Source organism: Klebsiella sp. A-Nf5 (assembly GCF_002810545.1).
GTDB lineage: Bacteria > Pseudomonadota > Gammaproteobacteria > Enterobacterales > Enterobacteriaceae > Klebsiella > Klebsiella variicola.
The window spans coordinates 71899-94675 of record NZ_PIOG01000280.1; the positions used below are offsets into that span (position 1 = coordinate 71899).

Below are 22777 nucleotides of genomic sequence, written 5' to 3' on the forward strand. Positions count from 1 at the left end.
TGTGGGGATATCAAAAACAAATATGGAGCATATACATGGCGTGGAATCAGCCCGGTAATAACGGACAGGACCGCGACCCGTGGGGGAGCAGCAAACCTGGCGGCAACTCTGAGGGAAATGGCAACAAAGGTGGTCGCGAGCAGGGGCCGCCGGATCTGGATGATATCTTCCGCAAGTTAAGTAAAAAACTTGGCGGGCTCGGCGGCGGCAAGGGCGGACTGGGCGGTGGTAATAGCGCGCAGACGCCTCGCGGACCGATGGGCGGGCGTATTGTCGGCATCGTTGCCGCGGCGGCAGTGATTATCTGGGCGGCCAGCGGTTTTTATACCATTAAAGAAGCCGAACGCGGCGTCGTGACCCGTTTTGGTAAGTTCAGCCATCTGGTTGAGCCAGGCCTGAACTGGAAACCGACCTTTATCGATAACGTTCAGGCGGTGAACGTGGAGTCGGTACGTGAACTGGCCGCTTCCGGCGTCATGCTGACCTCTGACGAAAACGTCGTGCGCGTTGAGATGAACGTGCAGTACCGCGTCACCGATCCGGAACGCTATCTGTTTAGCGTCACCAGCGCGGATGACAGTCTGCGTCAGGCGACTGACAGCGCGCTGCGCGGCGTGATCGGCAAATACACCATGGATCGCATTCTGACCGAAGGTCGTACCGTGATCCGTAGCGATACCCAGCGCGAGCTGGAAGAGACTATCCGCCCGTACAACATGGGGATCACCCTGCTGGACGTCAACTTCCAGACGGCACGTCCGCCGGAAGAGGTGAAGGCGGCGTTTGACGATGCCATTGCCGCGCGTGAGAACGAGCAGCAGTACATCCGTGAAGCGGAAGCTTATACCAATGAAGTACAGCCGCGGGCGAATGGCCAGGCGCAGCGTATCCTTGAAGAGGCGCGTGCCTACAAGACCCAGACCGTCCTGGAAGCCCAGGGTGAAGTGGCTCGCTTTGCTAAGCTCCTGCCGGAATACAAAGCCGCACCGGAAATTACCCGTGAGCGTCTGTATATCGAAACCATGGAAAAAGTGCTGAGCCACACCCGTAAAGTGCTGGTGAACGACAGCAAAAACGGCAATCTGATGGTTCTGCCGCTTGACCAGATGCTGAAAGGCGCCGCCGCGCCGGCAGCAAAGAGCGATAGCAGTGACGCCAGCGATCTGCTGCGTCTGCCACCTGCATCCAGCACCGGCAGCGCCAGCACCTCATCAACCTCGAGCTCAACCGGGGGTAGCATTATGGACCAACGCCGCGCTAACGCGCAGCGTAACGACTACCAGCGTCAGGGGGAATAACGATGCGTAAATCTGTTATCGCGATCATTGTCGTCGTGCTGGTAGTGCTCTACATGTCAGTCTTTGTGGTGAAGGAAGGCGAGCGCGGGATTACGCTGCGCTTCGGCAAAGTCCTGCGCGACGATGAGAACAAGCCGCTGGTGTATGCGCCGGGCCTGCACTTCAAGATCCCGTTTATCGAATCAGTGAAGATGCTGGATGCGCGTATCCAGACCATGGATAACCAGGCTGACCGTTTTGTGACCAAAGAGAAGAAAGACCTGATCGTCGACTCCTATATCAAATGGCGCATCAGCGACTTCAGCCGTTACTACCTGGCAACCGGCGGCGGCGACGTCTCCCAGGCCGAGGTCCTGCTGAAGCGTAAATTCTCTGACCGTCTGCGTTCTGAAATTGGTCGTCTGGATGTGAGAGACATCGTTACCGACTCCCGTGGTCGCCTGACGCTGGAAGTGCGCGATGCGCTGAACTCGGGTTCTGCTGGCACGGAAGATGAGGTCAGCACCCCGGCAGCTGATGACGCTATCGCCAAAGCCGCTGAGCGTGTGGAAGCAGAAACCAACGGCAAAGTGCAGGTGATCAACCCGAACAGTATGGCGGCGCTGGGTATCGAAGTTGTCGACGTGCGTATCAAACAGATCAACCTGCCGGCAGAAGTGTCGGAAGCGATTTATAATCGTATGCGCGCGGAGCGTGAAGCGGTTGCTCGTCGCCACCGTTCACAGGGTCAGGAAGAAGCTGAGAAACTGCGCGCGACTGCAGACTACGAAGTCACTAAGACGCTGGCGGAAGCCGAGCGCCAGGGGCGTATCCTGCGTGGTGAAGGTGATGCGGAATCGGCAAAACTGTTTGCCGATGCGTTCAGCCAGGATCCAGGCTTCTACTCCTTTATCCGTAGCCTGCGCGCTTATGAGAAGAGCTTCCAGAGCAACCAGGATGTGATGGTCCTGAGCCCGGACAGCGATTTCTTCCGCTATATGCGTTCACCGGATTCGGCGCGTAAATAAGCCGTAGAGGGTGTAAACCTGAAGTGCTAACGCGAAAAGGCGCCTGAAACAGGCGCCTTTTTTCATGCTGCAAAGGCTAATTAGTTGCCGAGCAGTTTGTTCAGCAGGCTACCGATCACCGGCAGACTTGCCAGCGTACTTTCGATGGTGCCACCAATGGTCGACCCAACGCTTTCGCCCAGCGTTTTGCCCAGGTCCGGCGAAAGGTCGGCCAGATTGATGGTGCCAATCAGCGGCAGATTGATGCTCAGGGCATCGGTACCCATCGTCCATACGGCGGCGCCGACCTTGCTACCTAAGGAAGCCAGGCCATCCTGTAACCAGCCTGCGCCGCTCACATTTTCAATTTCAAATGCGGTTAATTCTCTCATGATAATCTTCCTGATTATGTAGACGTACCGGGTTGTAGTACGCGATGGCATAGTTACAATTTAAAAAATATCCAGCAATACAATTAGTTGTGAATTTTGTTTCACCTTACCGGTTCATAATGAAGATGAAATACGGGACAATGTGAAATGAGTGAATGAATTCACCATGCTGGCCGATGACGCCCGCGAGGGCGGCAATAATACTTTTCAATTAGGGTTGATAATGAACTCCACCATTTGGCTGGCGCTGGCGCTGGTTTTAGTACTCGAAGGGCTCGGCCCGCTGCTCTATCCACGCGCCTGGCGTAAAATGGTCGCCAGTCTGAGCCAGTTACCGGATAATTTATTGCGTCGCTTTGGCGGCGGACTTGTGGTTGCAGGGATTGTGATCTACTACATGTTGAGGAAATCGATTGGCTGATCAAAAAGTGGTCGGATTTGCCTTATTTTGGATGCAAAAAGTGCTGTAACTCTGAAAAAGCGATGGTAGAATCCATTTTTAAGCAAACGGTGATTTTGAAAAATGGGTAACAACGTCGTCGTACTGGGCACCCAATGGGGTGACGAAGGTAAAGGGAAGATCGTCGATCTCCTGACAGAACGGGCTAAATATGTTGTGCGCTACCAGGGTGGCCATAACGCAGGCCATACTCTCGTAATCAACGGTGAAAAAACCGTCCTCCATCTTATTCCATCAGGTATTCTCCGTGAGAATGTAATCAGCATCATCGGTAACGGTGTTGTGCTGTCTCCGGCTGCGCTGATGAAAGAGATGAAAGGTCTGGAAGACCGTGGTATCCCTGTTCGTGAGCGTCTGCTGCTGTCCGAAGCCTGCCCGCTTATCCTCGACTATCACGTGGCGCTGGACGTCGCACGTGAGAAAGCACGCGGTGCGAAAGCTATCGGTACGACCGGTCGCGGTATCGGCCCGGCTTACGAAGATAAAGTTGCTCGTCGCGGCCTGCGCGTTGGCGACCTGTTTGATAAAGCCACCTTCGCTGACAAACTGAAAGAAGTGATGGAATATCACAACTTCCAGCTGGTGAACTTCTACAAAGCAGAAGCGGTTGACTACCAGAAAGTGCTGGACGATGTCATGGCGATTGCCGACATCCTGACCGGCATGGTGGTTGACGTATCCGATCTGCTGGATCAGGCGCGTAAGCGCGGCGACTTCGTGATGTTCGAAGGCGCGCAGGGTACCCTGCTGGATATCGACCACGGTACCTATCCGTACGTGACTTCCTCTAACACCACTGCGGGTGGCGTGGCAACCGGCTCCGGCCTGGGTCCGCGTTATGTGGATTACGTCCTGGGCATCATCAAAGCTTACTCAACTCGCGTAGGCGCGGGTCCGTTCCCGACCGAGCTGTTTGATGAAACTGGCGAGTTCCTGTGCAAGCAGGGTAACGAATTCGGCGCTACCACCGGTCGTCGTCGTCGTACCGGCTGGCTGGACGCGGTTGCAGTACGCCGCGCGGTGCAGATTAACTCGCTGTCCGGCTTCTGCCTGACTAAACTGGACGTCCTCGACGGCCTGAAAGAAGTGAAAATCTGCGTCGGCTACCGTATGCCGGATGGCCGCGAAGTGACCACCACTCCGCTGGCTGCCGACAACTGGGAAGGTATCGAGCCTATCTACGAAACCATGCCGGGCTGGTCCGAAACCACCTTCGGCGTGAAAGAGCGCAGCGGTCTGCCGCAGGCAGCGCTGAACTACATCCAGCGTATTGAAGAGCTGACCGGCGTGCCGGTGGATATCATCTCTACTGGTCCAGACCGTACCGAGACCATGATTCTGCGCGACCCGTTCGACGCGTAATCACTCTCAAGGGGCGCCGTTCGGGCGCCCTTGTTTTTGCTGTTCGCCCGCCCCATTTCAAATAAATTAGCGGCCTGAGCGCTGGCTGGTTTATCATCAATAATAATGATGTCGCTCGACATACCCTGTTTTCTTTTCCCTGAGGTTTATGTGCAGTTAACGAGTTTCACCGATTACGGATTACGCGCGCTGATTTATATGGCGTCGCTGCCGGAAGGACGCATGACCAGCATCTCGGAAGTGACCGAGGTCTATGGCGTCTCCCGTAATCATATGGTTAAAATAATCAATCAGTTAAGCCGTATGGGCTACGTGACTGCCGTGCGGGGGAAGAATGGGGGTATTCGCCTCGGTAAACCAGCAGGGCAGATCCGCGTGGGTGACGTGGTGCGCGACCTTGAACCCTTATCGCTGGTCAACTGCAGCAGCGAATTTTGCCACATCACACCAGCCTGTCGTCTGAAACAGGCGCTAGCTGAAGCCGCGCAGAGTTTTCTCAAGGAGCTGGATAACTATACGCTGGCTGATTTGGTTGAGAAGAATCAACCGCTTTATAAATTATTACTGGTGGAGTGAACCACTCTGCCGGAGATGACAACGGAGGAACCGATATGTCACAAGATCCATTCCAGGAACGCGAAGCTGAGAAGTACGCGAATCCCATCCCTAGCCGGGAATTTATCCTCGAACATTTAACCAAACGGGAAAAGCCTGCCAGCCGCGATGAGCTGGCCATCGAGTTAAATATTGAGGGCGAAGAACAAATAGAAGCGCTGCGCCGCCGCCTGCGCGCGATGGAGCGCGACGGTCAACTGGTCTTTACACGGCGCCAGTGCTATGCGCTGCCGGAGCGCCTTGATCTCCTCAAAGGTACCGTTATTGGCCACCGTGATGGCTTTGGGTTCCTGCGCGTTGAAGGGCGTAAGGACGATCTGTATCTGTCGTCAGAGCAGATGAAAACCTGTATTCACGGTGACCAAGTGCTGGCCCAGCCGCTGGGTGCGGACCGTAAGGGTCGCCGCGAGGCGCGCATCGTTCGCGTGCTGGTACCGAAAACCAGCCAGATTGTTGGCCGCTACTTCACCGACGCTGGCGTTGGCTTCGTCGTCCCGGACGACAGCCGCCTGAGTTTCGATATCCTGATCCCGCCTGAAGAAATCATGGGCGCGCGGATGGGCTACGTGGTGGTGGTCGAACTGACCCAGCGCCCAACCCGCCGCACCAAAGCGGTCGGGAAAATCGTCGAAGTGCTGGGCGACAACATGGGCACCGGCATGGCCGTCGATATGGCGCTGCGTACCCATGAAATTCCTTACGTCTGGCCGCCAGCGGTGGAAAAACAGGTTTCCGGCCTCAAAGAGCAGGTGCCGGAAGAGGCGAAAGCCGGACGCGTCGATCTGCGCTCTCTGCCGCTGGTCACTATTGATGGCGAAGATGCCCGCGACTTCGATGACGCGGTGTACTGCGAGAAGAAACGCGGCGGCGGCTGGCGTCTGTGGGTGGCTATCGCCGACGTGAGCTACTATGTGCGCCCTGGTACGCCGCTGGACGGTGAAGCGCGTAGCCGCGGGACGTCGGTCTACTTCCCGTCGCAGGTGGTACCGATGCTGCCGGAAGTGCTGTCGAACGGCCTGTGCTCGCTGAATCCGCAGGTCGATCGCCTGTGTATGGTGTGCGAGATGACGATTTCGTCAAAAGGCCGCCTGACCGGCTTTAAGTTCTATGAAGCGGTGATGAGTTCACATGCTCGCCTGACCTACACCAAAGTGTGGCATATGCTGCAGGGCGATCAGGAGCTGCGCGAACACTACGCGCCGCTGGTGAAGCATATTGAAGAGCTGCATAACCTCTACAAAGTGCTGGATAGCGCCCGCGAAGAGCGCGGCGGTATCTCATTTGAAAGTGAAGAAGCTAAATTCATCTTCAATGCCGAACGCCGTATTGAGCGTATCGAACAGACTCAGCGTAACGATGCGCATAAGCTGATTGAAGAGTGTATGATCCTGGCGAACATCTCCGCCGCGCGTTTCGTTGAGAAAGCGCAGGAGTCGGCACTGTTCCGTATCCACGATAAGCCAAGCACCGAAGCGATTACCTCGTTCCGTACCGTGCTGGCTGAGCTGGGACTGGAGCTGCCGGGCGGCAACAAGCCGGAGCCGCGCGATTACGCCGAACTGTTGACCTCCATTGCCGATCGCCCGGATGCAGAAATGCTGCAAACGATGCTCCTGCGCTCCATGAAGCAGGCCGTTTACGATCCGGAAAACCGTGGCCACTTTGGCCTGGCGCTGCAGTCATACGCCCACTTCACCTCGCCGATTCGCCGCTACCCGGATCTGTCGCTGCACCGCGCCATCAAGTATCTGCTGGCAAAAGAGCAGGGACATAAAGGGAATAGCACCGAGACCGGCGGCTGGCACTACAGCATGGAAGAGATGCTGCAGCTGGGCCAGCACTGTTCGATGACCGAGCGCCGCGCCGACGAAGCGACGCGTGAAGTATCCGACTGGCTGAAGTGCGACTTCATGCAGGATCAGGTGGGCAACACCTTCTCCGGTGTCATCGCCAGCGTGACCGGCTTTGGCTTCTTTGTCCGCCTGAACGATCTGTTTATTGACGGTCTGGTGCATGTCTCCTCCCTGGATAACGACTATTACCGTTTTGACCAGGTTGGCCAGCGGCTGATCGGCGAGTCCGGCGGCCAGACTTATCGTCTGGGCGACCGTGTGGAAGTCCGCGTGGAAGCCGTCAACATGGACGAGCGTAAGATTGATTTCAGCCTGATTTCCAGCGAGCGTGCGCCGCGTAATGTTGGCAAAACTGCCCGTGAGAAAGCGAAAAAGAGCACCTCTGGCAAACCGGGTGGCCGTCGCCGCCAGGTGGGTAAACAGGTGAACTTCGAGCCGGATAGCGCGTTCCGCAAAGAAAAAGAGCAGGCTAAAGCGAAGCCCAAAGGCGAGAAGAAAGCGAAAAAACCGTCGGCGAAAACACAGAAAATCGCCGCCGCGACCAAAGCCAAGCGCGCGGCAAAGAAGAAAATCGCCGAGTGATTGACGTCCCTTCACTCCAGAAGTCTGCTGGCGCAGAACGGGGTGAAGGGGACGGATAACAGAACCTAAAACGAGTACATCAATGAGTGAAATGATTTACGGCATCCATGCGGTGCAGGCACTGCTGGAACGCGCACCTGAGCGTTTTCAGGAAGTTTATATTCTGAAAGGCCGTGAGGATAAGCGCCTGCTGCCGCTGATCCATGCCCTGGAAGCGCAGGGCGTGGTGATTCAGGTGGCCAACCGCCAGTTCCTCGATGAGAAGAGCGAAGGCGCGGTGCATCAGGGGATCATTGCTCGCGTGAAGCCCGGACGTCAGTATCAGGAGAACGATCTGCCGGATCTGCTGGCGCAGCACGATCAGCCGTTCCTGCTGATCCTCGACGGCGTAACCGATCCGCACAACCTCGGCGCCTGCCTGCGTAGCGCCGACGCCGCCGGCGTGCATGCGGTGATCGTGCCGCGAGATCGTTCCGCTCAGCTGAATGCGACGGCGAAGAAAGTGGCCTGCGGCGCGGCGGAGAACGTCCCGCTAATCCGCGTGACCAACCTGGCGCGCACTATGCGTCTGCTGCAGGAAGAAAACGTCTGGATCGTCGGGACCGCTGGCGAAGCCGACCATACGCTGTTCCAGAGCAAAATGACCGGTCCGATGGCGCTGGTGATGGGCGCTGAAGGCGAAGGTATGCGTCGTCTGACCCGCGAGCACTGCGATGAGCTAATCAGCATCCCGATGGCGGGCAGCGTCTCCTCGCTGAACGTCTCGGTGGCCACCGGCATCTGCCTGTTTGAAGCGGTACGCCAGCGCAGCTAAGCTGAACCGTCGACGAATCAAAAAAAGCCATCCTTCGGGATGGCTTTTTTGTGACCGCTTTCGCGGGCGAGAATCCCCCTTGAAAACCATACTTATGGCTATCGCCATTGATGGAGGGAGACACGATGCACTGGCAAACGCACACCGTTTTTAATCAACCGACTCCGCTGAATAACAGCAATCTTTTCCTGTCCGATACCGCCCTGCGTGAAGCGGTGGTCCGCGAAGGCGCCGGCTGGGATGGCGATCTGCTCGCCAGTATTGGCCAGCAGCTGGGGACCGCCGAATCACTGGAGCTGGGACGTCTGGCCAACAGTAACCCACCGGAGCTGCTGCGTTATGACGCCACCGGCGCCCGGCTGGACGATGTGCGCTTCCATCCCGCCTGGCACCTGCTGATGCAGGGGCTGTGTGCAAACCGGGTGCATAACCTCGCCTGGCAGGAGGATGCCCGTGAAGGCGCTTTTGTGGCGCGCGCCGCTCGCTTTCTGCTCCATGCCCAGGTGGAGGCTGGGACATTGTGCCCGATTACCATGACCTTCGCCGCGACGCCGCTGCTGCAGCACGCCCTGCCCGCGCCCTTTCGCGACTGGCTGTCGCCGCTGCTTAGCGACCGTTACGATCCCCACCTCGCGCCTGGCGGTCAGAAGCGCGGCCTGCTGATTGGCATGGGGATGACCGAGAAGCAAGGGGGCTCTGATGTGCTGAGCAATACCACCCGCGCGGAGAAAACGGCGGAAGGGTTTTACCGGCTGGTGGGACACAAGTGGTTCTTCTCAGTGCCGCAGAGCGATGCCCACCTGGTGCTGGCCCAGGCCCCCGCGGGACTGTCGTGCTTCTTTGTGCCGCGTCTGCTGCCAGACGGGCAGCGCAACGGCGTGCGTCTTGAACGCTTAAAAGAGAAGCTCGGCAACCGCTCCAACGCCAGCAGTGAAGTGGAGTTTTATGATGCCTGCGGCTGGCTGGTGGGCGAAGAGGGCGACGGCGTGCGGCAGATCCTCAGGATGGGCGGCCTGACCCGCTTTGACTGCGCGCTGGGCAGCCATGCCCTGATGCGTCGCGCTTTCTCGGTGGCGCTGTATCACGCGCTACAGCGTCAGGCGTTTGGCAAAAACCTGGTCGATCAGCCGATGATGCGCCAGCTGCTGGGGCAAATGGCGCTGCGTCTGGAGGGGCAAACCGCGTTTCTGTTTCGTCTGGCTCGCGCCTGGGACCGTCGGGATGATGCCCGGGAAAGCGCATGGGCGCGCCTGTTTACGCCTGCGGCCAAGTTTGCCATCTGCAAGGCCGGTATCCCGTTTGTCGCCGAGGCGATGGAAGTGCTCGGCGGCATCGGCTATTGCGAGGAGAGCGAACTCCCGCGCCTCTACCGTGAGATGCCGGTCAACAGCATCTGGGAAGGTTCCGGCAACATTATGTGTCTCGATGTCATGCGGGTGCTCAGCAAGCAGCCGGCGGCGATGGAGCTGCTGGCGGCAGAGTGCGCGGAGGTGAAAGGACAGAATCGCCATCTCGACCGCGCGTGGCGTCAACTGCAGCAACTGCTGAGACGGCCCGCCGAAGAGCAGGGGAGAGAGATTGCCCGGCTGGTCTATCGTCTTGGCGCGGGGGCGCAGATGCTGCGCCACGCTTCGCCGCCGCTGGCTGAAGCCTGGTGTCGGATGATGCTCGACACCCGCGGCGGCATGCGTCTTGATGCGCCGACCCTCGACGACCTGCTGCTGCGGGCCATGGGGCGCGGGCGCCAGGCGCCTCAGGCGTAGAGTATGGCCTGTACGCGCCAGCTGTCCGGCTGTTGTTCTTCGTACATCTGAATAATGCGATACCAGGAGGCGCCTTGCTCGTCCGCTTTTCGGGCAATGGCGTGCTCCACATCCTGTTGGCTGCCGGAAAGATTAGTGACGGAGATCAGACCGATTTCATTCAGGCCAGTGACGCAATCCGCGCTGGCGAATTCGGCTGACTGCGCGGACGTATTGGCCGTCGCAGCGGTAAACAGCAGGCTGGGTAGGGTAAAAGATCGTTTCATCGTCAGCTCCATTTCACGTAGTCCCAAGGGCAGTCCGTTGCTAACGTCCTGCCAGGTGGCTGGCCGAACGTTATTATGCACAGGAGAACGTGAATGGACGCAAAGCTGTGTAAAGCAGATTTAAAGACGCCGCCTCGTCATCGACGATAGAGGATCGCCTGCGAATACCACTGGCCGGGTACCATGGTGTCATCGATCATGATGATGACGTAGTAATCGGCTTTGGCCGCTTCTGCTTTGGCCTTCAGCGCTGCTTCGACATCCATCGGCGAACCGTACATCAGCACACTCACCGTGGCCATTTTCTGCAGGCCAGCCGTCTGATTACGCTGGATCTCCTGCGGATGGTCGGTGGCGGGCGGCGGGGCTTCCGGCGTCCCCTGCAGGGCACTACACCCGCTGAGGACGATAGCCAGTAACCACGGTGAAAACCTGCGCATAACCATATCTCGTTTCCTGATAGTGATAGTGTAGTGGTAGCCTTAACAGGATTTCCGGGGAATGTTCCCGAACTGTTATCTCTGACGCGATTTTCGAATGAAAATGTTGTGAAAGCGTAACCAGGTTCTCAACATTATGAATCGTAGCAAACCGGGTTGCCTGATGAATGAATTTTCCCATGACGCCTAACCACGATAGAGAAGGGAGACGATAAATGATTGCACTAGAAATGCGCAACCTCGGCGGCGGTGAAATTTTGCATGCCTGCCCACAGGAGAGTCTGGATAAACCTTTGCCCTGTATCGTCTTTTATCATGGCTTTACCTCCTCGAAGCTGGTCTACAGCTACTTTGCGGTGGCGTTGGCCGAGGCGGGCTTCCGGGTGATCATGCCGGACGCCCCGGAGCATGGGGCGCGTTATCAGGGCGACGAGGCCGGGCGGATGCAGCGCTTCTGGCCGATCCTGCAGCAGAGTTTCAGGGAGTTTCCCGCGCTGCGCGAGGCGATTATCGCCGAGGGATGGCTGGAGGGAGAGCGGCTGGCGGTGGCTGGCGCCTCGATGGGAGGGATGACGGCGCTGGGCATCATGACGCACCATCCCGAACTGAACAGCGTCGCTTGTCTGATGGGGTCGGGCTATTTTCGTTCGCTGTCGCAAACCCTGTTTCCCTCGCCTGGCTTTGATGCTGACAGTCTCCGCGAGTGGGATGTCAGCCATCAGCTGGCGTCCCTTGCCCGGCGGCCGCTGTTGCTCTGGCATGGGGACGCTGACGATGTGGTGCCGCCGGAAGAGACCTTCCGTCTTGAGCAGGCGCTGCGGCAAGGCGATCTTGCCGCCAGGCTGACCTGCGTCTGGCAAAAGGGCGTCCGCCATCGCATTACGCCAGAGGCGCTGGCCGCGACGGTCGCCTTTTTCCGCCAGCATCTTTAAACGCGGATCACGCTGACGCCCTGATCCTCAAGCTGTTTGAGGATTGCGGCATCAGCCTGTTTCCCGGTGATCACCACGTCAATTTGCCCGGCCTGGCTGAATAACATCCCGGCGCGCTCGCCGATCTTGCTGCTGTCGACCAGCACCGCCAGTTTGCCGACCACGCTGAGCATTTTCTGCTCGGCCATGGCGGTCAACATATCGGTTTTGTAGAGCCCTTCGGCGGTGAGCCCTTTGCCGCTGGTGAACATCCAGTGCCCGGCATACAGGCTGTTTTCGCTACCGTGGGGGCTGAGTGTGATGGCGTGGCTGCGGTTATACTGCCCGCCCATGATAATCACGCTGTCGTGCTCCTGATCGATCAGGTAATTAGCCAGCGGCAGATAGTTGGTGATGATCTGCACCGGTTTACCGCACAGTTCCCGTCCCAGCAGAAAGGCGGTGGAGCCGCAGTTAATGACGATACTTTCCCCCGGTGCGATCAGCTGCGAAGCGGCGCGTGCAATACGCACTTTTTCATCCAGATTTTGCGCCTGGTGGATGTTCATTGGCGTCCAGCGGGGGCGCTGCTCACTAATGGCTTCCGCGCCATTGCGAACCTTTTTCAGTTTGCCGCTTTCATCCAGCTTGTTGATATCACGTCGGGCGGTTGCGGGTGAGATCCCGAGCCGCGACATCACCTGCTCTACGGTAACAAACCCCGTTTGGGCGAGCAGATCCAGCAGAATTTGGTGCCTTTGCGCTTCCGTCATGAGCGAATCCGATTAAAAGTGAACGGCAAAGATGATATTTGAAATCATGTGAAAATACTAACCCTGCGGCGGGGTATTTCCGGCAGGCAGTGCCTGCCGGAGGCGGCTTAAAGGAAGGATTTGAACGGCAGGTCCGGCTCAATGGTAAAGCAGTCATCGAAGCCGCGCGGGTAGTGATATTCGAAATTGTCTTTATCCAGCGGCCAGGTAAATTTGCCGCCGACCTGCCAGATAAACGGCTTGAAGCCGTACTTCAGACGATCCTTTTTCATCTCCCACAGGACGCGGATCTCCTGCGGATCGGCCTGAAAATTTGACCAGATATCATGGTGGAACGGGATCACCACTTTGGCGTTGAGCGACTCTGCCATACGCAGGATATCGGCGCTGGTCATTTTGTCGGTGATGCCGCGTGGGTTCTCGCCATACGAGCCGAGGGCGACGTCAATTTGATGCTCGTTGCCGTGTTTCGCGTAGTAGTTGGAGTAGTGGGAATCGCCGCTGTGGTAGAGATTGCCACCCGGTGTTTTAAACAGATAGTTGACTGCGCGCTGGTCCATGCCGTCCGGCAGCACGCCGGCGGCTTTTTGATCCGCCGGGAGGGTGATCAGCGCCGTGCGATCGAACGCGTCGAGCGCGTGGATCTCAATGTCTTTGATCTTCACCACATCGCCGGGCTTCATGACGATACACCGCGCTTTCGGTACGCCCCAGCCTATCCACAGATCGACGCAGGTTTTCGGCCCAATAAAGGGCACATCGGCCGGGCAGTTCTGCATCACGGCGGCGGCGACGTTGACGTCAATATGATCGTTATGATCATGGGTCGCCAGTACGGCGTCAATCTGGCGAATGGCGAACGGATCGAGCACGAACGGCGTGGTGCGCAGGTTTGGCTGCAGTTTCTTCACCCCCGCCATCCGCTGCATTTGATGGCCGGTTTTCATCAGCGGATTGCCGTGGCTCTGTTTGCCGGTGCCGCACCAGAAATCGACGCAGACGTTAGCCCCACCCTCGGATTTTAACCAGATGCCGGTACAGCCCAGCCACCACATGGCGAAGGTGCCTGGCGCAACCTGCTCTTGTTCAATCTCTTCATTCAGCCAGCTACCCCATTCCGGAAAGGTGTTCAGGATCCATGATTCTCGGGTGATGGTTTGGACTTTACTCATCGCGGTCTTCCTCATGCATTTTCAAAAGTAATCAGTATTTGATTGGTTTTGATTTATGTTGTCACTGTGTTTTCAAGATTGCAATCTTGTTTTCCTGCATTTTTGCGAGGCGTCGCGCATAATTTCCGGGCTCTATCCGCTCAAATTGACGTTAGGTGTTGTTTTATCTATATGATTTAAAGATGTTTATTTGTGTGTCTACGTACATAATTGGTAATGACCAGAGTGAAAGTGAGGATTATTGCGGTGTACGTCACATTTAATCAAATTCAATCTTGTTGTGATTATTTTTGATTATTAGAGTGAGGGCGACGACAACTGCTGAGCGACATGCGCGTTCAAAGCCTTCCTCTTCTGGAGTGTGTTATGGAGATCCTCTACAACATCTTTACCGTCTTCTTTAATCAGGTCATGACCAATGCCCCGCTGCTGCTGGGTATCGTGACCTGCCTTGGCTATATCCTGTTGCGTAAAAGCGTCAGCGTGATTATCAAAGGTACGATCAAAACCATCATTGGTTTCATGCTGTTACAAGCCGGTTCCGGCATCCTCACCAGCACCTTTAAGCCGGTGGTGGCGAAAATGTCAGAGGTCTATGGCATCAATGGCGCGATTTCCGACACTTACGCCTCGATGATGGCGACCATCGACCGGATGGGCGAGGCCTACAGCTGGGTGGGGTATGCGGTGCTCCTGGCACTGGCGCTCAACATCTGTTATGTCCTGCTGCGGCGCATTACCGGTATCCGCACCATCATGCTGACTGGCCATATCATGTTTCAGCAGGCGGGGCTGATTGCGGTCTCGTTCTTCATCTTTGGTTACGGGATGTGGACGACTATTATCTGCACCGCGGTACTGGTCTCCCTGTACTGGGGGATCACCTCCAACATGATGTTCAAGCCGACTCAGCTGGTCACCGACGGCTGCGGTTTTTCCATCGGTCACCAGCAGCAGTTTGCCTCGTGGATTGCCTACAAAGTGGCGCCGTATCTGGGGAAAAAAGAGGAGAGCGTCGAAGACCTCAAACTGCCCGGCTGGCTGAATATCTTCCACGACAACATCGTTTCTACCGCGATTGTGATGACCATTTTCTTTGGCGCGATCCTGCTTTCCTTCGGTATTGACGTGGTGCAGGCGATGGCGGGCAAAACCCACTGGACGGTCTATATCCTGCAGACCGGTTTCTCCTTCGCGGTGGCCATTTTCATCATTACCCAGGGCGTGCGGATGTTCGTCGCCGAACTGTCCGAAGCCTTCAACGGTATCTCGCAACGCCTGATCCCCGGCGCGGTGCTGGCGATTGACTGCGCCGCGATCTACAGCTTTGCGCCGAATGCGGTGGTGTGGGGCTTTATGTGGGGCACCATCGGCCAGCTGATTGCCGTCGGCATTCTGGTCGGCATCGGCTCTTCAATTCTGATTATTCCAGGCTTTATCCCGATGTTCTTCTCCAACGCGACGATTGGCGTTTTTGCCAACCACTTCGGCGGCTGGCGCGCGGCGCTCAAGATCTGCCTGGTGATGGGCATGATTGAAATCTTCGGCTGCGTATGGGCGGTGAAGCTCACCGGTATGAGCGCCTGGATGGGGATGGCGGACTGGTCGATTCTGGCGCCGCCGATGATGCAGGGCTTCGCCTCCATCGGGCTGGCGTTTATGGCCGTCATCATCCTGATTGCACTGGCTTATATGTTCTTCGCCGGCCGCGCACTGCGCGCCGAGGAAGACGCGGAAAAACAACTGGCAGAGGCCTCTGCCCAATAAGGAGTTCTGATTATGACCGTACGTATTCTGGCTGTGTGTGGCAACGGGCAAGGCAGTTCCATGATCATGAAAATGAAGGTGGATCAGTTCCTGACGCAATCCAACATCGACCACACGGTAAACAGCTGCGCGGTAGGTGAATACAGAAGCGAGCTGAACGGCGCGGATATCATCATCGCTTCAACCCATATCGCGGGGGAGATTACCGTCTCCGGCAATAAACACGTGGTGGGCGTACGCAATATGCTGTCGCCGGCGGATTTCGGCCCAAAACTGCTGGAGGTGATCAAAGCTCACTTCCCGCAGGACCTGAAATAAGGAGCGGCCATGAAACTCCATGACTCACTGGCGCAGAACCACTCCATTCGCCTGCAGGCGGAAGCGGAAACCTGGCAGGAGGCGGTGAAGATCGGCGTCGATTTGCTGGTGGCCGCCGACGTAGTGGAACCGCGTTACTACCAGGCGATCATCGACGGCGTCGCGCAGCATGGCCCCTATTTTGTTATCGCGCCGGGGCTGGCGATGCCGCACGGGCGGCCGGAAGAGGGCGTCAAAAAAACCGGCTTTGCGCTGGTGACGCTAAAAAAACCGTTGATTTTCAATCACGAAGATAACGACCCGGTCGACATCCTGATCACTATGGCGGCGGTTGACGCCACCACCCACCAGGAGGTGGGCATCATGCAGATCGTTAACCTGTTTGACGATGAAGCCAATTTCGACCGTTTACGCGCCTGCCGTAGCGAGCAGGAAGTGCTGGATTTAATCAAAAACGCCACCGCGGCGGCTGTTTAAAAGGAACACCATCATGTCATTACCTATGTTACAGGTCGCTCTGGACAACCAAACGCTGGCCAGCGCCTATGAAACGACCCGCCTGATCGCCGAAGAGGTGGATATCATTGAAGTCGGCACTATTCTTTGCGTCGGCGAAGGGGTGCGTGCGGTGCGCGATCTGAAAGCGCTGTATCCGCATAAAATCGTGCTGGCGGACGCCAAAATTGCCGACGCCGGCAAGATCCTGTCGCGGATGTGCTTTGAAGCCAACGCCGACTGGGTCACGGTGATCTGCTGTGCCGATATCAATACCGCCAAAGGGGCGCTGGACGTCGCCAAAGAATATAACGGCGATGTGCAAATTGAGCTGACCGGCTTCTGGACCTGGGAGCAGGCGCAGGCATGGCGCGAGGCGGGTATTCAGCAGGTGGTCTATCACCGCAGCCGCGACGCACAGGCGGCAGGCGTGGCGTGGAGCGAGGCGGATATCAGCGCGATTAAACGTTTGTCCGATATGGGCTTCAAAGTGACTGTCACCGGCGGCCTGGCGCTGGAAGACCTGCCGCTGTTCGCCGGGATCCCTATCCACGTCTTTATTGCCGGGCGCAGCATCCGCGATGCCGCCTCGCCGGTGGAAGCGGCGCGCCAGTTTAAACGCTCAATCGCCCAGCTGTGGGGTTAAGGAGCGGTTATGTTGGCGAAATCCATTCCGCTCGGCATCTATGAAAAAGCGCTCCCCGCCGGGGAGTGCTGGCTGGAGCGGCTGCAGCTGGCGAAGGCGCTGGGTTTTGATTTTGTGGAAATGTCTCTCGATGAAACGGACGTTCGCCTTGCGCGACTGGACTGGAGCCCCGAGCAGCGTCTGGCGCTGGTCAAGGCGGTGGCTGACACCGGCGTCCGGGTACCATCGATGTGCCTTAGCGCCCATCGCCGTTTTCCGCTGGGTAGTGAAGACGACGCGGTGCGTCATCAGGGGCTGGAAATTATGCGTAAAGCCATCCAGCTGGCGCAGGATGTGGGGATCCGGGTGATCCAGCTGGCAGGCTACGACGTCTATTACCAGCAGGCGAACGATGAGACGCGCCGCCGCTTTCGCGACGGCCTGAAACAGAGCGTCGAGATGGCCAGCCGTGCCCAGGTCACCCTGGCGATGGAGATCATGGATTACCCGCTGATGAACTCGATCAGTAAGGCCTTAGGCTACGCCCATTACCTGAATAATCCGTGGTTCCAGCTTTACCCTGATATCGGCAATCTGTCAGCGTGGGATAACGACGTCCAGATGGAACTGAAGGCGGGGAGCGGGCATATCGTGGCGGTACACGTCAAAGACACGAAACCTGGCGTCTTTAAAAACGTGCCGTTCGGCGAAGGGGTGGTTGATTTTGAACGCTGCTTCGAAACGCTCAAGCAAACCGGCTACTGTGGCCCGTACCTGATTGAGATGTGGAGCGAAACCAGCGCTGACCCGCTGGCGGAGGTGGCGAAGGCACGTGACTGGGTGAAGGCGCGGATGGCCCGCGCGGGCCTGATGGAGGCGGCGTAATGCAACAACTGAAACAGCAGGTGTTCGAGGCCAATATGGATCTGCCGCGCTACGGCCTGGTGACCTTCACCTGGGGCAATGTCAGCGCCATTGACCGGCAGCGCGGGCTGGTGGTGATTAAGCCCAGCGGCGTCGCCTATGAGACCATGAAGGCGGACGATATGGTTGTCGTGGATCTTGAGGGCAACGTGGTGGAAGGGCTGTATCGCCCCTCCTCTGATACCGCCACCCATCTGGCGCTCTATCGTCGTTATCCCGACCTTGGCGGGGTGGTGCATACCCACTCGACGCACGCCACCGCCTGGGCGCAGGCGGGGCTGGCGATCCCGGCGCTCGGCACCACTCATGCGGATTATTTCTTCGGTGATATCCCCTGCACCCGGGCGCTTAGCGCACAGGAGGTGGACGAGGCTTACGAGCTGAACACCGGCCTGGTGATTATCGAAACGCTGGGTGCGTCGAATCCGCTGCATACGCCAGGGATCGTCGTCTATCAGCACGGGCCGTTTGCCTGGGGCAAAGACGCCCACGAGGCGGTACACAACGCGGTGGTAATGGAAGAAGTGGCGCGCATGGCGTGGATTGCCCGCGGCATTAATCCGCAGCTGCAGCCAATCGACAGCTGGCTGATGAAAAAACATTTTCTGCGTAAACACGGGCCAAACGCCTACTACGGGCAGAAGTAAACAGCGCGCTCCGGGGCTTTCACCGTCACGGTGAAGCAACTGGTCTGGCCCCGGAGCCGTTTTTAATCCTGACGATAGGCCGATGGCATCACGCGCATGCCGATGAGCGTGACCACGCAAATCATCGCGCCAGCGTAAAACGTCGAGGCGGCGCCGAAGGTTTCCCACAGTACCCCGGCGCCGGTACTGGCCAGCAGCAGCGCCAGGCCGCTCATCAGGTTGAACATGCCGAATGCCGTACCGCGTAGTTCCGGCGGCGCGGTATGCGCAACCATCGCTGCCAGCAGGCCCTGGGTCATTCCCATATGAATCCCCCACAGCGCAACGCCGAGCAGCAGCGTACTCCAGTGGCCGCTGAGCGCCAGCACGATATCGGCGAGGATCAGCACCAGCAGTCCCCACTGCAGCAGTTTGCTGTGACTCATGCTGTCTGAGAGTTTACCGAACGGGTAAGCCGTGAGGCTGTAGACCAGGTTCATCGCCACCATCACCAGCGGAATGGTAAACAGCGGGATCTCCATCTGCTGGGCGCGCAGCACCAGAAAGGCTTCGCTGAAGCGGGCGAGGGTGAAGATGCTGCCGATGGCGACCACCCACCAGTAGGCGGCGGAGAGCTTTTGCAGATTTTCGCGCTTCAGCGGATTGCTGCGTTTATGGGCGATGGCGGATTTTGGCTCCTGCAGGCCAAAACCCAGCAGGAGAATGGAGAGCACGGCGGGAATGACCGCCACCCAGAAAATGGCGTGGAAATCGTTGGCCCAGATAAACATCAGTAGCACCGCCAGCAGCGGACCGAGAAACGCGCCGACGGTATCCAGCGCCTGACGTAGCCCGAAGGCGGCGCCGCGGATCTCCGGCGGCGTGACGTCAGCAACCAGCGCATCGCGCGGCGCGCCGCGAATACCTTTCCCCACGCGGTCAATCATGCGGGCGCTAAACACCACTCCGGCGGTGGGGGCGATGGCAAACAGCGGTTTGCTGAGCGCGCCCAGGCCGTATCCCAGCAGCGCCAGTCCTTTGCGCTTGCCGACATAGTCGCTGATCACGCCGGAGAAGACTTTCAGGATCAGGGCGGTGGCTTCTGCCAGCCCCTCAATAAGACCGATAATTATCACGCTGGCGCCGAGGGTGGTGGCCATAAACAGCGGTAAGAGGCTGTGGATCATCTCGGAGGAGACATCCATCAGCAGGCTGACGCCGCCGAGTACCCAAACGCCTTTGGGGATACGGCCTAAGGTGGCGAAACGCGGAACCATCAATCACTCCTGATTATCGAAAGGCGAGTGGCTGATTAAATCAGGTTGCGATGACGCTGATAAGTCGGTTTGTAAAATAATTCTCAATTGCGTTTAGGCGCAGGCCTTGCTTCGCCCCTCGCGAGGAGAGGCGAAGAATCGGGCAGGCGTTAGCGGTAAATCACCGCGCTGGCGCGAAGCGGGCCATTGGTTTCTGGTTCGTGCATCAGGATGGGCTGAAAGTATTTCGCCCCCTGCGCATCGCTCATCTGGCTAAGGGCCTGCTCGGCCTCGTGCTCAGTGGCCATATTATGATTGATATAGATAACGCCGAGGCTCTGCACGTCGTCCATGTTGCGGGCCTGTCGTTCGGTGATTTGGATAGCTGCCAGCGCGTTGGCGCTGAAGAAAAGCGCGGCCATCATGACGATGATTTTCAGTTTCATATACTACGCTCCTGACTGACAGTCCTGACGCTGACTCGGGGGATCTCCTGTGGGCATTGGGTTTCTGATTTAAGTGTAATCGCTGCGTGTCCGGCGCATGGCGACCTTTTCTGATGCAGTTGTTCAAAAAAATGCCGCTTCCGTTATTGGTTGATTTTAAATCACCCACTTAGCGCAACTTGGCGCTTAGTGCGAATTATTTGTGCAAATGCGCTTGTGTTCCTGGGGGGGCGCCATTAGAATGACGCGTCAATTTTTCAGCCGCCCTTTAACACGTTCCTTGCCTCCATGGGCCGCGGCTGACCCAGACAGGAGGCTGAATAATCCGTAAGGAGCAATTCGATGCGTCATTACGAAATCGTTTTTATGGTCCATCCTGACCAGAGCGAACAGGTTCCGGGCATGATCGAACGTTACACTGGTGCAATCACTGCAGCAGCAGGTACGATCCACCGTCTGGAAGACTGGGGCCGCCGTCAGCTGGCTTATCCGATCAACAAACTGCACAAAGCTCACTACGTTCTGCTGAACGTTGAAGCACCGCAGGAAGCGATCGATGAGCTGGAAACTAACTTCCGCTTCAACGACGCCGTTATCCGCAGCATGGTAATGCGTACTAAGCACGCTGTTACCGAAGCATCTCCGATGGTTAAAGCGAAAGACGAGCGCCGTGAGCGTCGCGAAGATTTCGCCAACGAAACCGCAGATGATTCTGAAGCTGGGGATTCTGAAGAGTAATCCTGATGACCAACCGTCTGGAGCTGTCCGGCATTATTTGCAGGACTCCACTTCGTAAGGTCAGCCCGTCAGGAATTCCTCACTGCCAGTTCGTGCTTGAGCATCGTTCAGTGCAGGAGGAAGCCGGTTTTCACCGGCAGGCATGGTGTCAAATGCCCGTTATTATTAGCGGTCACGAAAACCAGGCCATTACTCACAGTATAACGGTCGGTAGCGCAGTAACCGTTCGAGGGTTCATCTCTTGCCATAAGGCAAAGAACGGCTTGAGCAAAATGGTTCTGCATGCCGAGCAGATTGAATTGATAGATTCTGGAGACTAGCCATATGGCACGTTATTTCCGTCGTCGCAAGTTCTGCCGTTTCACCGCGGAAGGCGTTCAAGAGATCGACTATAAAGATATCGCTACGCTGAAAAACTACATCACCGAAAGCGGTAAGATTGTCCCGAGCCGTATCACCGGTACCCGTGCAAAATACCAGCGTCAGCTGGCTCGCGCTATCAAACGCGCTCGCTACCTGTCCCTGCTGCCGTACACTGATCGTCATCAGTAATCGGTCACGGTCCATTAATACGACTTTGAGAGGATAAGGTAATGCAAGTTATTCTGCTTGATAAAGTAGCAAACCTGGGTAGCCTGGGTGATCAGGTTAACGTTAAAGCGGGCTATGCTCGTAACTTCCTGGTCCCGCAGGGTAAAGCTGTTCCTGCTACCAAGAAAAACGTTGAATTCTTCGAAGCACGTCGCGCTGAACTGGAAGCCAAACTGGCTGACGTTCTGTCAGCTGCTGAAGCTCGTGCTGCGCAGATCAACGCCCTGGAATCCGTAACCATCGCGTCTAAAGCTGGCGACGAAGGTAAACTGTTCGGTTCCATCGGTACTCGCGACATCGCTGACGCTGTTACTGCAGCAGGCGTTAAAGTTGCTAAGAGCGAAGTTCGCCTGCCGAACGGCGTTCTGCGTAACGTTGGCGAGCACGAAGTGGACTTCCAGGTTCACAGCGAAGTATTCGCTAAAGTTATCATCAACGTGGTTGCTGAGTAATCGGCCTCTGACGTTCTGGTAACAACAAATCGCCGGCCTTGTGCCGGCGTTTTGCTTTTTAACGCCTTTCATTTTGTTGCGGCGGCGTAACGCTTGCTGTCGTCTTCTCCGCTATCGCGCACGCACAAAGCTGCCGTTCGACTGGCGGGTAAACAACACCTGCTGGCCGTTGCCGGTATCGATAGTGAGGCCGGTGACTACGCCGTTGGCGTTCTGCCGAATTTGCACCGTCTGTCCACTCTGCAACGTGCTTAATGGTTTGCCAGCGCCTTCAACCTGCGCCATCGCGTAGACGTCGGTGGCCGGCAGCCCATGATCGCGGAACAGCTGGGCCAGGGTTTTGCCTGACTCGATGCGATAGGTCCGCCACTGCTGCTCAATACCCGGTGCGGACTGCTGCTGCGAGGATTGATACGGTTGGGAAGCAGGCTGCTGCGTCTGCGCCTGATCTGGCTGCTCGTCCTGAATCGGCTCCGGGGCGACGGGCGCCATCTGATCGGCATCGCTCACGGTCGGCGTATTGGTGATCGGCGGGAGCGGAACGGCCTGATTGCCGCCAGCTTGCGGCTGGGACTGCGACTGAAGATTCAGGTTCGCTTCGCGGCTGTTTGTCGCCGGGCTTTGGCTATCGTCGGAAGGAAGAAGGATACCGATAATGACCAACAGGAAGCCTGCGATGATACCCCGGCGGTGCATCGGGGGCAGCGGGTCCAGGAGGCGAAAATGATCCGGGGCGTGCCAGATCTTCGCCAGGGTAGATGTCAGTTCAAAGCGCCCGGGCATGGCTTTCCTCCTGCTCCGCATATTTTTATCCTGCATATGAGTATAGATGGCTAACGTCCTGATGACCGG

At 57.2% G+C, this 22777-nt stretch carries 27 protein-coding genes; 19 read left to right on the top strand and 8 right to left on the bottom strand.

Annotation, left to right across the window (positions count from 1 at the left end; translation table 11 throughout):
• Positions 1-35: 35 nt before the first annotated feature.
• Positions 36-1298, top strand: coding sequence for an FtsH protease activity modulator HflK (gene hflK / locus CWM53_RS28530; RefSeq protein ID WP_061156029.1), 1263 nt, complete (start codon positions 36-38; stop codon positions 1296-1298).
• A 2-nt stretch (positions 1299-1300) separates the two neighbouring features.
• Positions 1301-2305, top strand: coding sequence for a protease modulator HflC (hflC, locus tag CWM53_RS28535; RefSeq protein WP_061156028.1), 1005 nt, complete (start codon positions 1301-1303; stop codon positions 2303-2305).
• A gap of 80 nt (positions 2306-2385) precedes the next feature.
• On the opposite strand, the gene CWM53_RS28540 is transcribed toward hflC, so the two are convergent.
• Positions 2386-2676, bottom strand: coding sequence for a hypothetical protein (locus tag CWM53_RS28540; protein ID WP_074387280.1), 291 nt, complete (start codon positions 2674-2676; stop codon positions 2386-2388).
• Between the two features lie 223 nt (positions 2677-2899).
• Between CWM53_RS28540 and CWM53_RS28545 the strand changes: the two genes are divergently transcribed.
• From CWM53_RS28545 to CWM53_RS28570, 6 genes are all read left to right on the top strand, one after another.
• Complete coding sequence (locus CWM53_RS28545; protein ID WP_002885664.1) at positions 2900-3097, top strand: DUF2065 domain-containing protein; 198 nt, start codon at positions 2900-2902, stop codon at positions 3095-3097.
• A gap of 102 nt (positions 3098-3199) precedes the next feature.
• Positions 3200-4498: an adenylosuccinate synthase gene (locus tag CWM53_RS28550; protein ID WP_032736719.1), complete on the top strand. Its 1299-nt coding sequence runs from the start codon at positions 3200-3202 to the stop codon at positions 4496-4498.
• Positions 4499-4648: 150 nt separating this feature from the next.
• Complete coding sequence (nsrR, locus tag CWM53_RS28555) at positions 4649-5074, top strand: nitric oxide-sensing transcriptional repressor NsrR (protein WP_002885667.1); 426 nt, start codon at positions 4649-4651, stop codon at positions 5072-5074.
• Between the two features lie 35 nt (positions 5075-5109).
• Entirely contained in the window at positions 5110-7548 is a 2439-nt protein-coding gene (rnr, locus tag CWM53_RS28560) for a ribonuclease R (protein ID WP_100730124.1), read from the top strand.
• Between the two features lie 82 nt (positions 7549-7630).
• Positions 7631-8362: a 23S rRNA (guanosine(2251)-2'-O)-methyltransferase RlmB gene (gene rlmB / locus CWM53_RS28565; RefSeq protein ID WP_061156025.1), complete on the top strand. Its 732-nt coding sequence runs from the start codon at positions 7631-7633 to the stop codon at positions 8360-8362.
• Between the two features lie 125 nt (positions 8363-8487).
• The gene (locus CWM53_RS28570) at positions 8488-10125 is read left to right on the top strand and encodes an isovaleryl-CoA dehydrogenase (protein WP_074387278.1); all 1638 of its coding nucleotides are present in this window, start codon (positions 8488-8490) and stop codon (positions 10123-10125) included.
• Here CWM53_RS28570 and yjfN read toward each other — a convergent pair.
• Both yjfN and bsmA read right to left on the bottom strand, forming a co-directional pair.
• Positions 10116-10391 carry a DUF1471 family protease activator YjfN gene (gene yjfN / locus CWM53_RS28575; RefSeq protein ID WP_008807186.1) on the bottom strand — a complete coding sequence of 92 codons (276 nt, stop codon included), beginning with the start codon at positions 10389-10391 and terminating at the stop codon, positions 10116-10118. The genes CWM53_RS28570 and yjfN overlap by 10 nt on opposite strands.
• 137 nt (positions 10392-10528) lie before the next feature.
• Positions 10529-10837 (bottom strand): biofilm peroxide resistance protein BsmA, encoded by a 309-nt coding sequence (bsmA, locus tag CWM53_RS28580; RefSeq protein WP_008807185.1) that lies wholly within the window; start codon positions 10835-10837, stop codon positions 10529-10531.
• A gap of 209 nt (positions 10838-11046) precedes the next feature.
• Between bsmA and yjfP the strand changes: the two genes are divergently transcribed.
• Positions 11047-11763 (top strand): esterase, encoded by a 717-nt coding sequence (gene yjfP, locus CWM53_RS28585; RefSeq protein WP_100730125.1) that lies wholly within the window; start codon positions 11047-11049, stop codon positions 11761-11763.
• Here yjfP and ulaR read toward each other — a convergent pair.
• Together ulaR and ulaG are read right to left on the bottom strand one after the other, a co-directional pair.
• On the bottom strand, positions 11760-12515 hold the full coding sequence (gene ulaR, locus CWM53_RS28590) for an HTH-type transcriptional regulator UlaR (protein WP_004206453.1): 756 nt from the start codon (positions 12513-12515) through the stop codon (positions 11760-11762). The two genes, yjfP and ulaR, sit on opposite strands and share 4 nt — an antisense overlap.
• 107 nt (positions 12516-12622) lie before the next feature.
• Positions 12623-13687 carry an L-ascorbate 6-phosphate lactonase gene (gene ulaG / locus CWM53_RS28595; protein WP_008807182.1) on the bottom strand — a complete coding sequence of 355 codons (1065 nt, stop codon included), beginning with the start codon at positions 13685-13687 and terminating at the stop codon, positions 12623-12625.
• Positions 13688-14053: 366 nt separating this feature from the next.
• On the opposite strand from ulaG, the gene ulaA reads away from it, so the two are divergent.
• From ulaA to CWM53_RS28625, 6 genes are read left to right on the top strand one after another with little or no spacing between them, the layout of a single operon-like run.
• Positions 14054-15454, top strand: a complete 1401-nt coding sequence (ulaA, locus tag CWM53_RS28600) for a PTS ascorbate transporter subunit IIC (protein ID WP_046622924.1) — start codon at positions 14054-14056, stop codon at positions 15452-15454.
• A 12-nt stretch (positions 15455-15466) separates the two neighbouring features.
• Complete coding sequence (ulaB, locus tag CWM53_RS28605) at positions 15467-15772, top strand: PTS ascorbate transporter subunit IIB (RefSeq protein WP_100730126.1); 306 nt, start codon at positions 15467-15469, stop codon at positions 15770-15772.
• A gap of 9 nt (positions 15773-15781) precedes the next feature.
• Positions 15782-16249 (top strand): PTS ascorbate transporter subunit IIA, encoded by a 468-nt coding sequence (gene ulaC, locus CWM53_RS28610; protein WP_100730127.1) that lies wholly within the window; start codon positions 15782-15784, stop codon positions 16247-16249.
• Between the two features lie 13 nt (positions 16250-16262).
• A complete protein-coding gene (gene ulaD / locus CWM53_RS28615) occupies positions 16263-16913 on the top strand; it encodes a 3-keto-L-gulonate-6-phosphate decarboxylase UlaD (protein WP_074387274.1) in 651 nt (216 codons plus the stop codon).
• Between the two features lie 9 nt (positions 16914-16922).
• Complete coding sequence (locus tag CWM53_RS28620) at positions 16923-17777, top strand: L-ribulose-5-phosphate 3-epimerase (RefSeq protein ID WP_008807178.1); 855 nt, start codon at positions 16923-16925, stop codon at positions 17775-17777.
• Positions 17777-18463: an L-ribulose-5-phosphate 4-epimerase gene (locus tag CWM53_RS28625; RefSeq protein WP_100730128.1), complete on the top strand. Its 687-nt coding sequence runs from the start codon at positions 17777-17779 to the stop codon at positions 18461-18463. Before CWM53_RS28620 ends, CWM53_RS28625 begins: the two co-directional genes overlap by 1 nt.
• A gap of 62 nt (positions 18464-18525) precedes the next feature.
• Here CWM53_RS28625 and CWM53_RS28630 read toward each other — a convergent pair whose 3' ends face one another.
• Complete coding sequence (locus CWM53_RS28630; protein ID WP_100730129.1) at positions 18526-19719, bottom strand: MFS transporter; 1194 nt, start codon at positions 19717-19719, stop codon at positions 18526-18528.
• A gap of 149 nt (positions 19720-19868) precedes the next feature.
• Positions 19869-20144, bottom strand: coding sequence for a DUF1471 domain-containing protein (locus CWM53_RS28635; protein WP_061156018.1), 276 nt, complete (start codon positions 20142-20144; stop codon positions 19869-19871).
• Between the two features lie 342 nt (positions 20145-20486).
• Here CWM53_RS28635 and rpsF point away from each other — a divergent pair, with 342 nt between their 5' ends.
• Genes rpsF through rplI form a run of 4 tightly spaced genes read left to right on the top strand, consistent with a single transcriptional unit; the run spans position 20487 to position 21925 of the window.
• The gene (gene rpsF, locus CWM53_RS28640) at positions 20487-20882 is read left to right on the top strand and encodes a 30S ribosomal protein S6 (protein ID WP_008807174.1); all 396 of its coding nucleotides are present in this window, start codon (positions 20487-20489) and stop codon (positions 20880-20882) included.
• A gap of 5 nt (positions 20883-20887) precedes the next feature.
• Positions 20888-21202, top strand: a complete 315-nt coding sequence (gene priB, locus CWM53_RS28645; protein ID WP_002885722.1) for a primosomal replication protein N — start codon at positions 20888-20890, stop codon at positions 21200-21202.
• 4 nt (positions 21203-21206) lie between these two features.
• Positions 21207-21434 carry a 30S ribosomal protein S18 gene (rpsR, locus tag CWM53_RS28650; RefSeq protein WP_000135199.1) on the top strand — a complete coding sequence of 76 codons (228 nt, stop codon included), beginning with the start codon at positions 21207-21209 and terminating at the stop codon, positions 21432-21434.
• A 41-nt stretch (positions 21435-21475) separates the two neighbouring features.
• The gene (gene rplI / locus CWM53_RS28655; protein WP_008807173.1) at positions 21476-21925 is read left to right on the top strand and encodes a 50S ribosomal protein L9; all 450 of its coding nucleotides are present in this window, start codon (positions 21476-21478) and stop codon (positions 21923-21925) included.
• A gap of 111 nt (positions 21926-22036) precedes the next feature.
• On the opposite strand, the gene CWM53_RS28660 is transcribed toward rplI, so the two are convergent.
• Entirely contained in the window at positions 22037-22708 is a 672-nt protein-coding gene (locus CWM53_RS28660; RefSeq protein WP_022064856.1) for a LysM-like peptidoglycan-binding domain-containing protein, read from the bottom strand.
• Positions 22709-22777 lie beyond the last annotated feature (69 nt).

Bases quoted from the DNA above. Each gene is read 5' to 3' on its own strand.
- hflK (WP_061156029.1), top strand. From the start codon at position 36: ATGGCGTGGAATCAGCCCGGTAATAACGGACAGGACCGCGACCCGTGG.
- hflC (WP_061156028.1), top strand. From the start codon at position 1,301: ATGCGTAAATCTGTTATCGCGATCATTGTCGTCGTGCTGGTAGTGCTC.
- CWM53_RS28540 (WP_074387280.1), bottom strand. From the start codon at position 2,676: ATGAGAGAATTAACCGCATTTGAAATTGAAAATGTGAGCGGCGCAGGC.
- CWM53_RS28545 (WP_002885664.1), top strand. From the start codon at position 2,900: ATGAACTCCACCATTTGGCTGGCGCTGGCGCTGGTTTTAGTACTCGAA.
- CWM53_RS28550 (WP_032736719.1), top strand. From the start codon at position 3,200: ATGGGTAACAACGTCGTCGTACTGGGCACCCAATGGGGTGACGAAGGT.
- rnr (WP_100730124.1), top strand. From the start codon at position 5,110: ATGTCACAAGATCCATTCCAGGAACGCGAAGCTGAGAAGTACGCGAAT.
- rlmB (WP_061156025.1), top strand. From the start codon at position 7,631: ATGAGTGAAATGATTTACGGCATCCATGCGGTGCAGGCACTGCTGGAA.
- CWM53_RS28570 (WP_074387278.1), top strand. From the start codon at position 8,488: ATGCACTGGCAAACGCACACCGTTTTTAATCAACCGACTCCGCTGAAT.
- yjfN (WP_008807186.1), bottom strand. From the start codon at position 10,391: ATGAAACGATCTTTTACCCTACCCAGCCTGCTGTTTACCGCTGCGACG.
- bsmA (WP_008807185.1), bottom strand. From the start codon at position 10,837: ATGGTTATGCGCAGGTTTTCACCGTGGTTACTGGCTATCGTCCTCAGC.
- yjfP (WP_100730125.1), top strand. From the start codon at position 11,047: ATGATTGCACTAGAAATGCGCAACCTCGGCGGCGGTGAAATTTTGCAT.
- ulaR (WP_004206453.1), bottom strand. From the start codon at position 12,515: ATGACGGAAGCGCAAAGGCACCAAATTCTGCTGGATCTGCTCGCCCAA.
- ulaG (WP_008807182.1), bottom strand. From the start codon at position 13,687: ATGAGTAAAGTCCAAACCATCACCCGAGAATCATGGATCCTGAACACC.
- ulaA (WP_046622924.1), top strand. From the start codon at position 14,054: ATGGAGATCCTCTACAACATCTTTACCGTCTTCTTTAATCAGGTCATG.
- ulaB (WP_100730126.1), top strand. From the start codon at position 15,467: ATGACCGTACGTATTCTGGCTGTGTGTGGCAACGGGCAAGGCAGTTCC.
- ulaC (WP_100730127.1), top strand. From the start codon at position 15,782: ATGAAACTCCATGACTCACTGGCGCAGAACCACTCCATTCGCCTGCAG.
- ulaD (WP_074387274.1), top strand. From the start codon at position 16,263: ATGTCATTACCTATGTTACAGGTCGCTCTGGACAACCAAACGCTGGCC.
- CWM53_RS28620 (WP_008807178.1), top strand. From the start codon at position 16,923: ATGTTGGCGAAATCCATTCCGCTCGGCATCTATGAAAAAGCGCTCCCC.
- CWM53_RS28625 (WP_100730128.1), top strand. From the start codon at position 17,777: ATGCAACAACTGAAACAGCAGGTGTTCGAGGCCAATATGGATCTGCCG.
- CWM53_RS28630 (WP_100730129.1), bottom strand. From the start codon at position 19,719: ATGGTTCCGCGTTTCGCCACCTTAGGCCGTATCCCCAAAGGCGTTTGG.
- CWM53_RS28635 (WP_061156018.1), bottom strand. From the start codon at position 20,144: ATGAAACTGAAAATCATCGTCATGATGGCCGCGCTTTTCTTCAGCGCC.
- rpsF (WP_008807174.1), top strand. From the start codon at position 20,487: ATGCGTCATTACGAAATCGTTTTTATGGTCCATCCTGACCAGAGCGAA.
- priB (WP_002885722.1), top strand. From the start codon at position 20,888: ATGACCAACCGTCTGGAGCTGTCCGGCATTATTTGCAGGACTCCACTT.
- rpsR (WP_000135199.1), top strand. From the start codon at position 21,207: ATGGCACGTTATTTCCGTCGTCGCAAGTTCTGCCGTTTCACCGCGGAA.
- rplI (WP_008807173.1), top strand. From the start codon at position 21,476: ATGCAAGTTATTCTGCTTGATAAAGTAGCAAACCTGGGTAGCCTGGGT.
- CWM53_RS28660 (WP_022064856.1), bottom strand. From the start codon at position 22,708: ATGCCCGGGCGCTTTGAACTGACATCTACCCTGGCGAAGATCTGGCAC.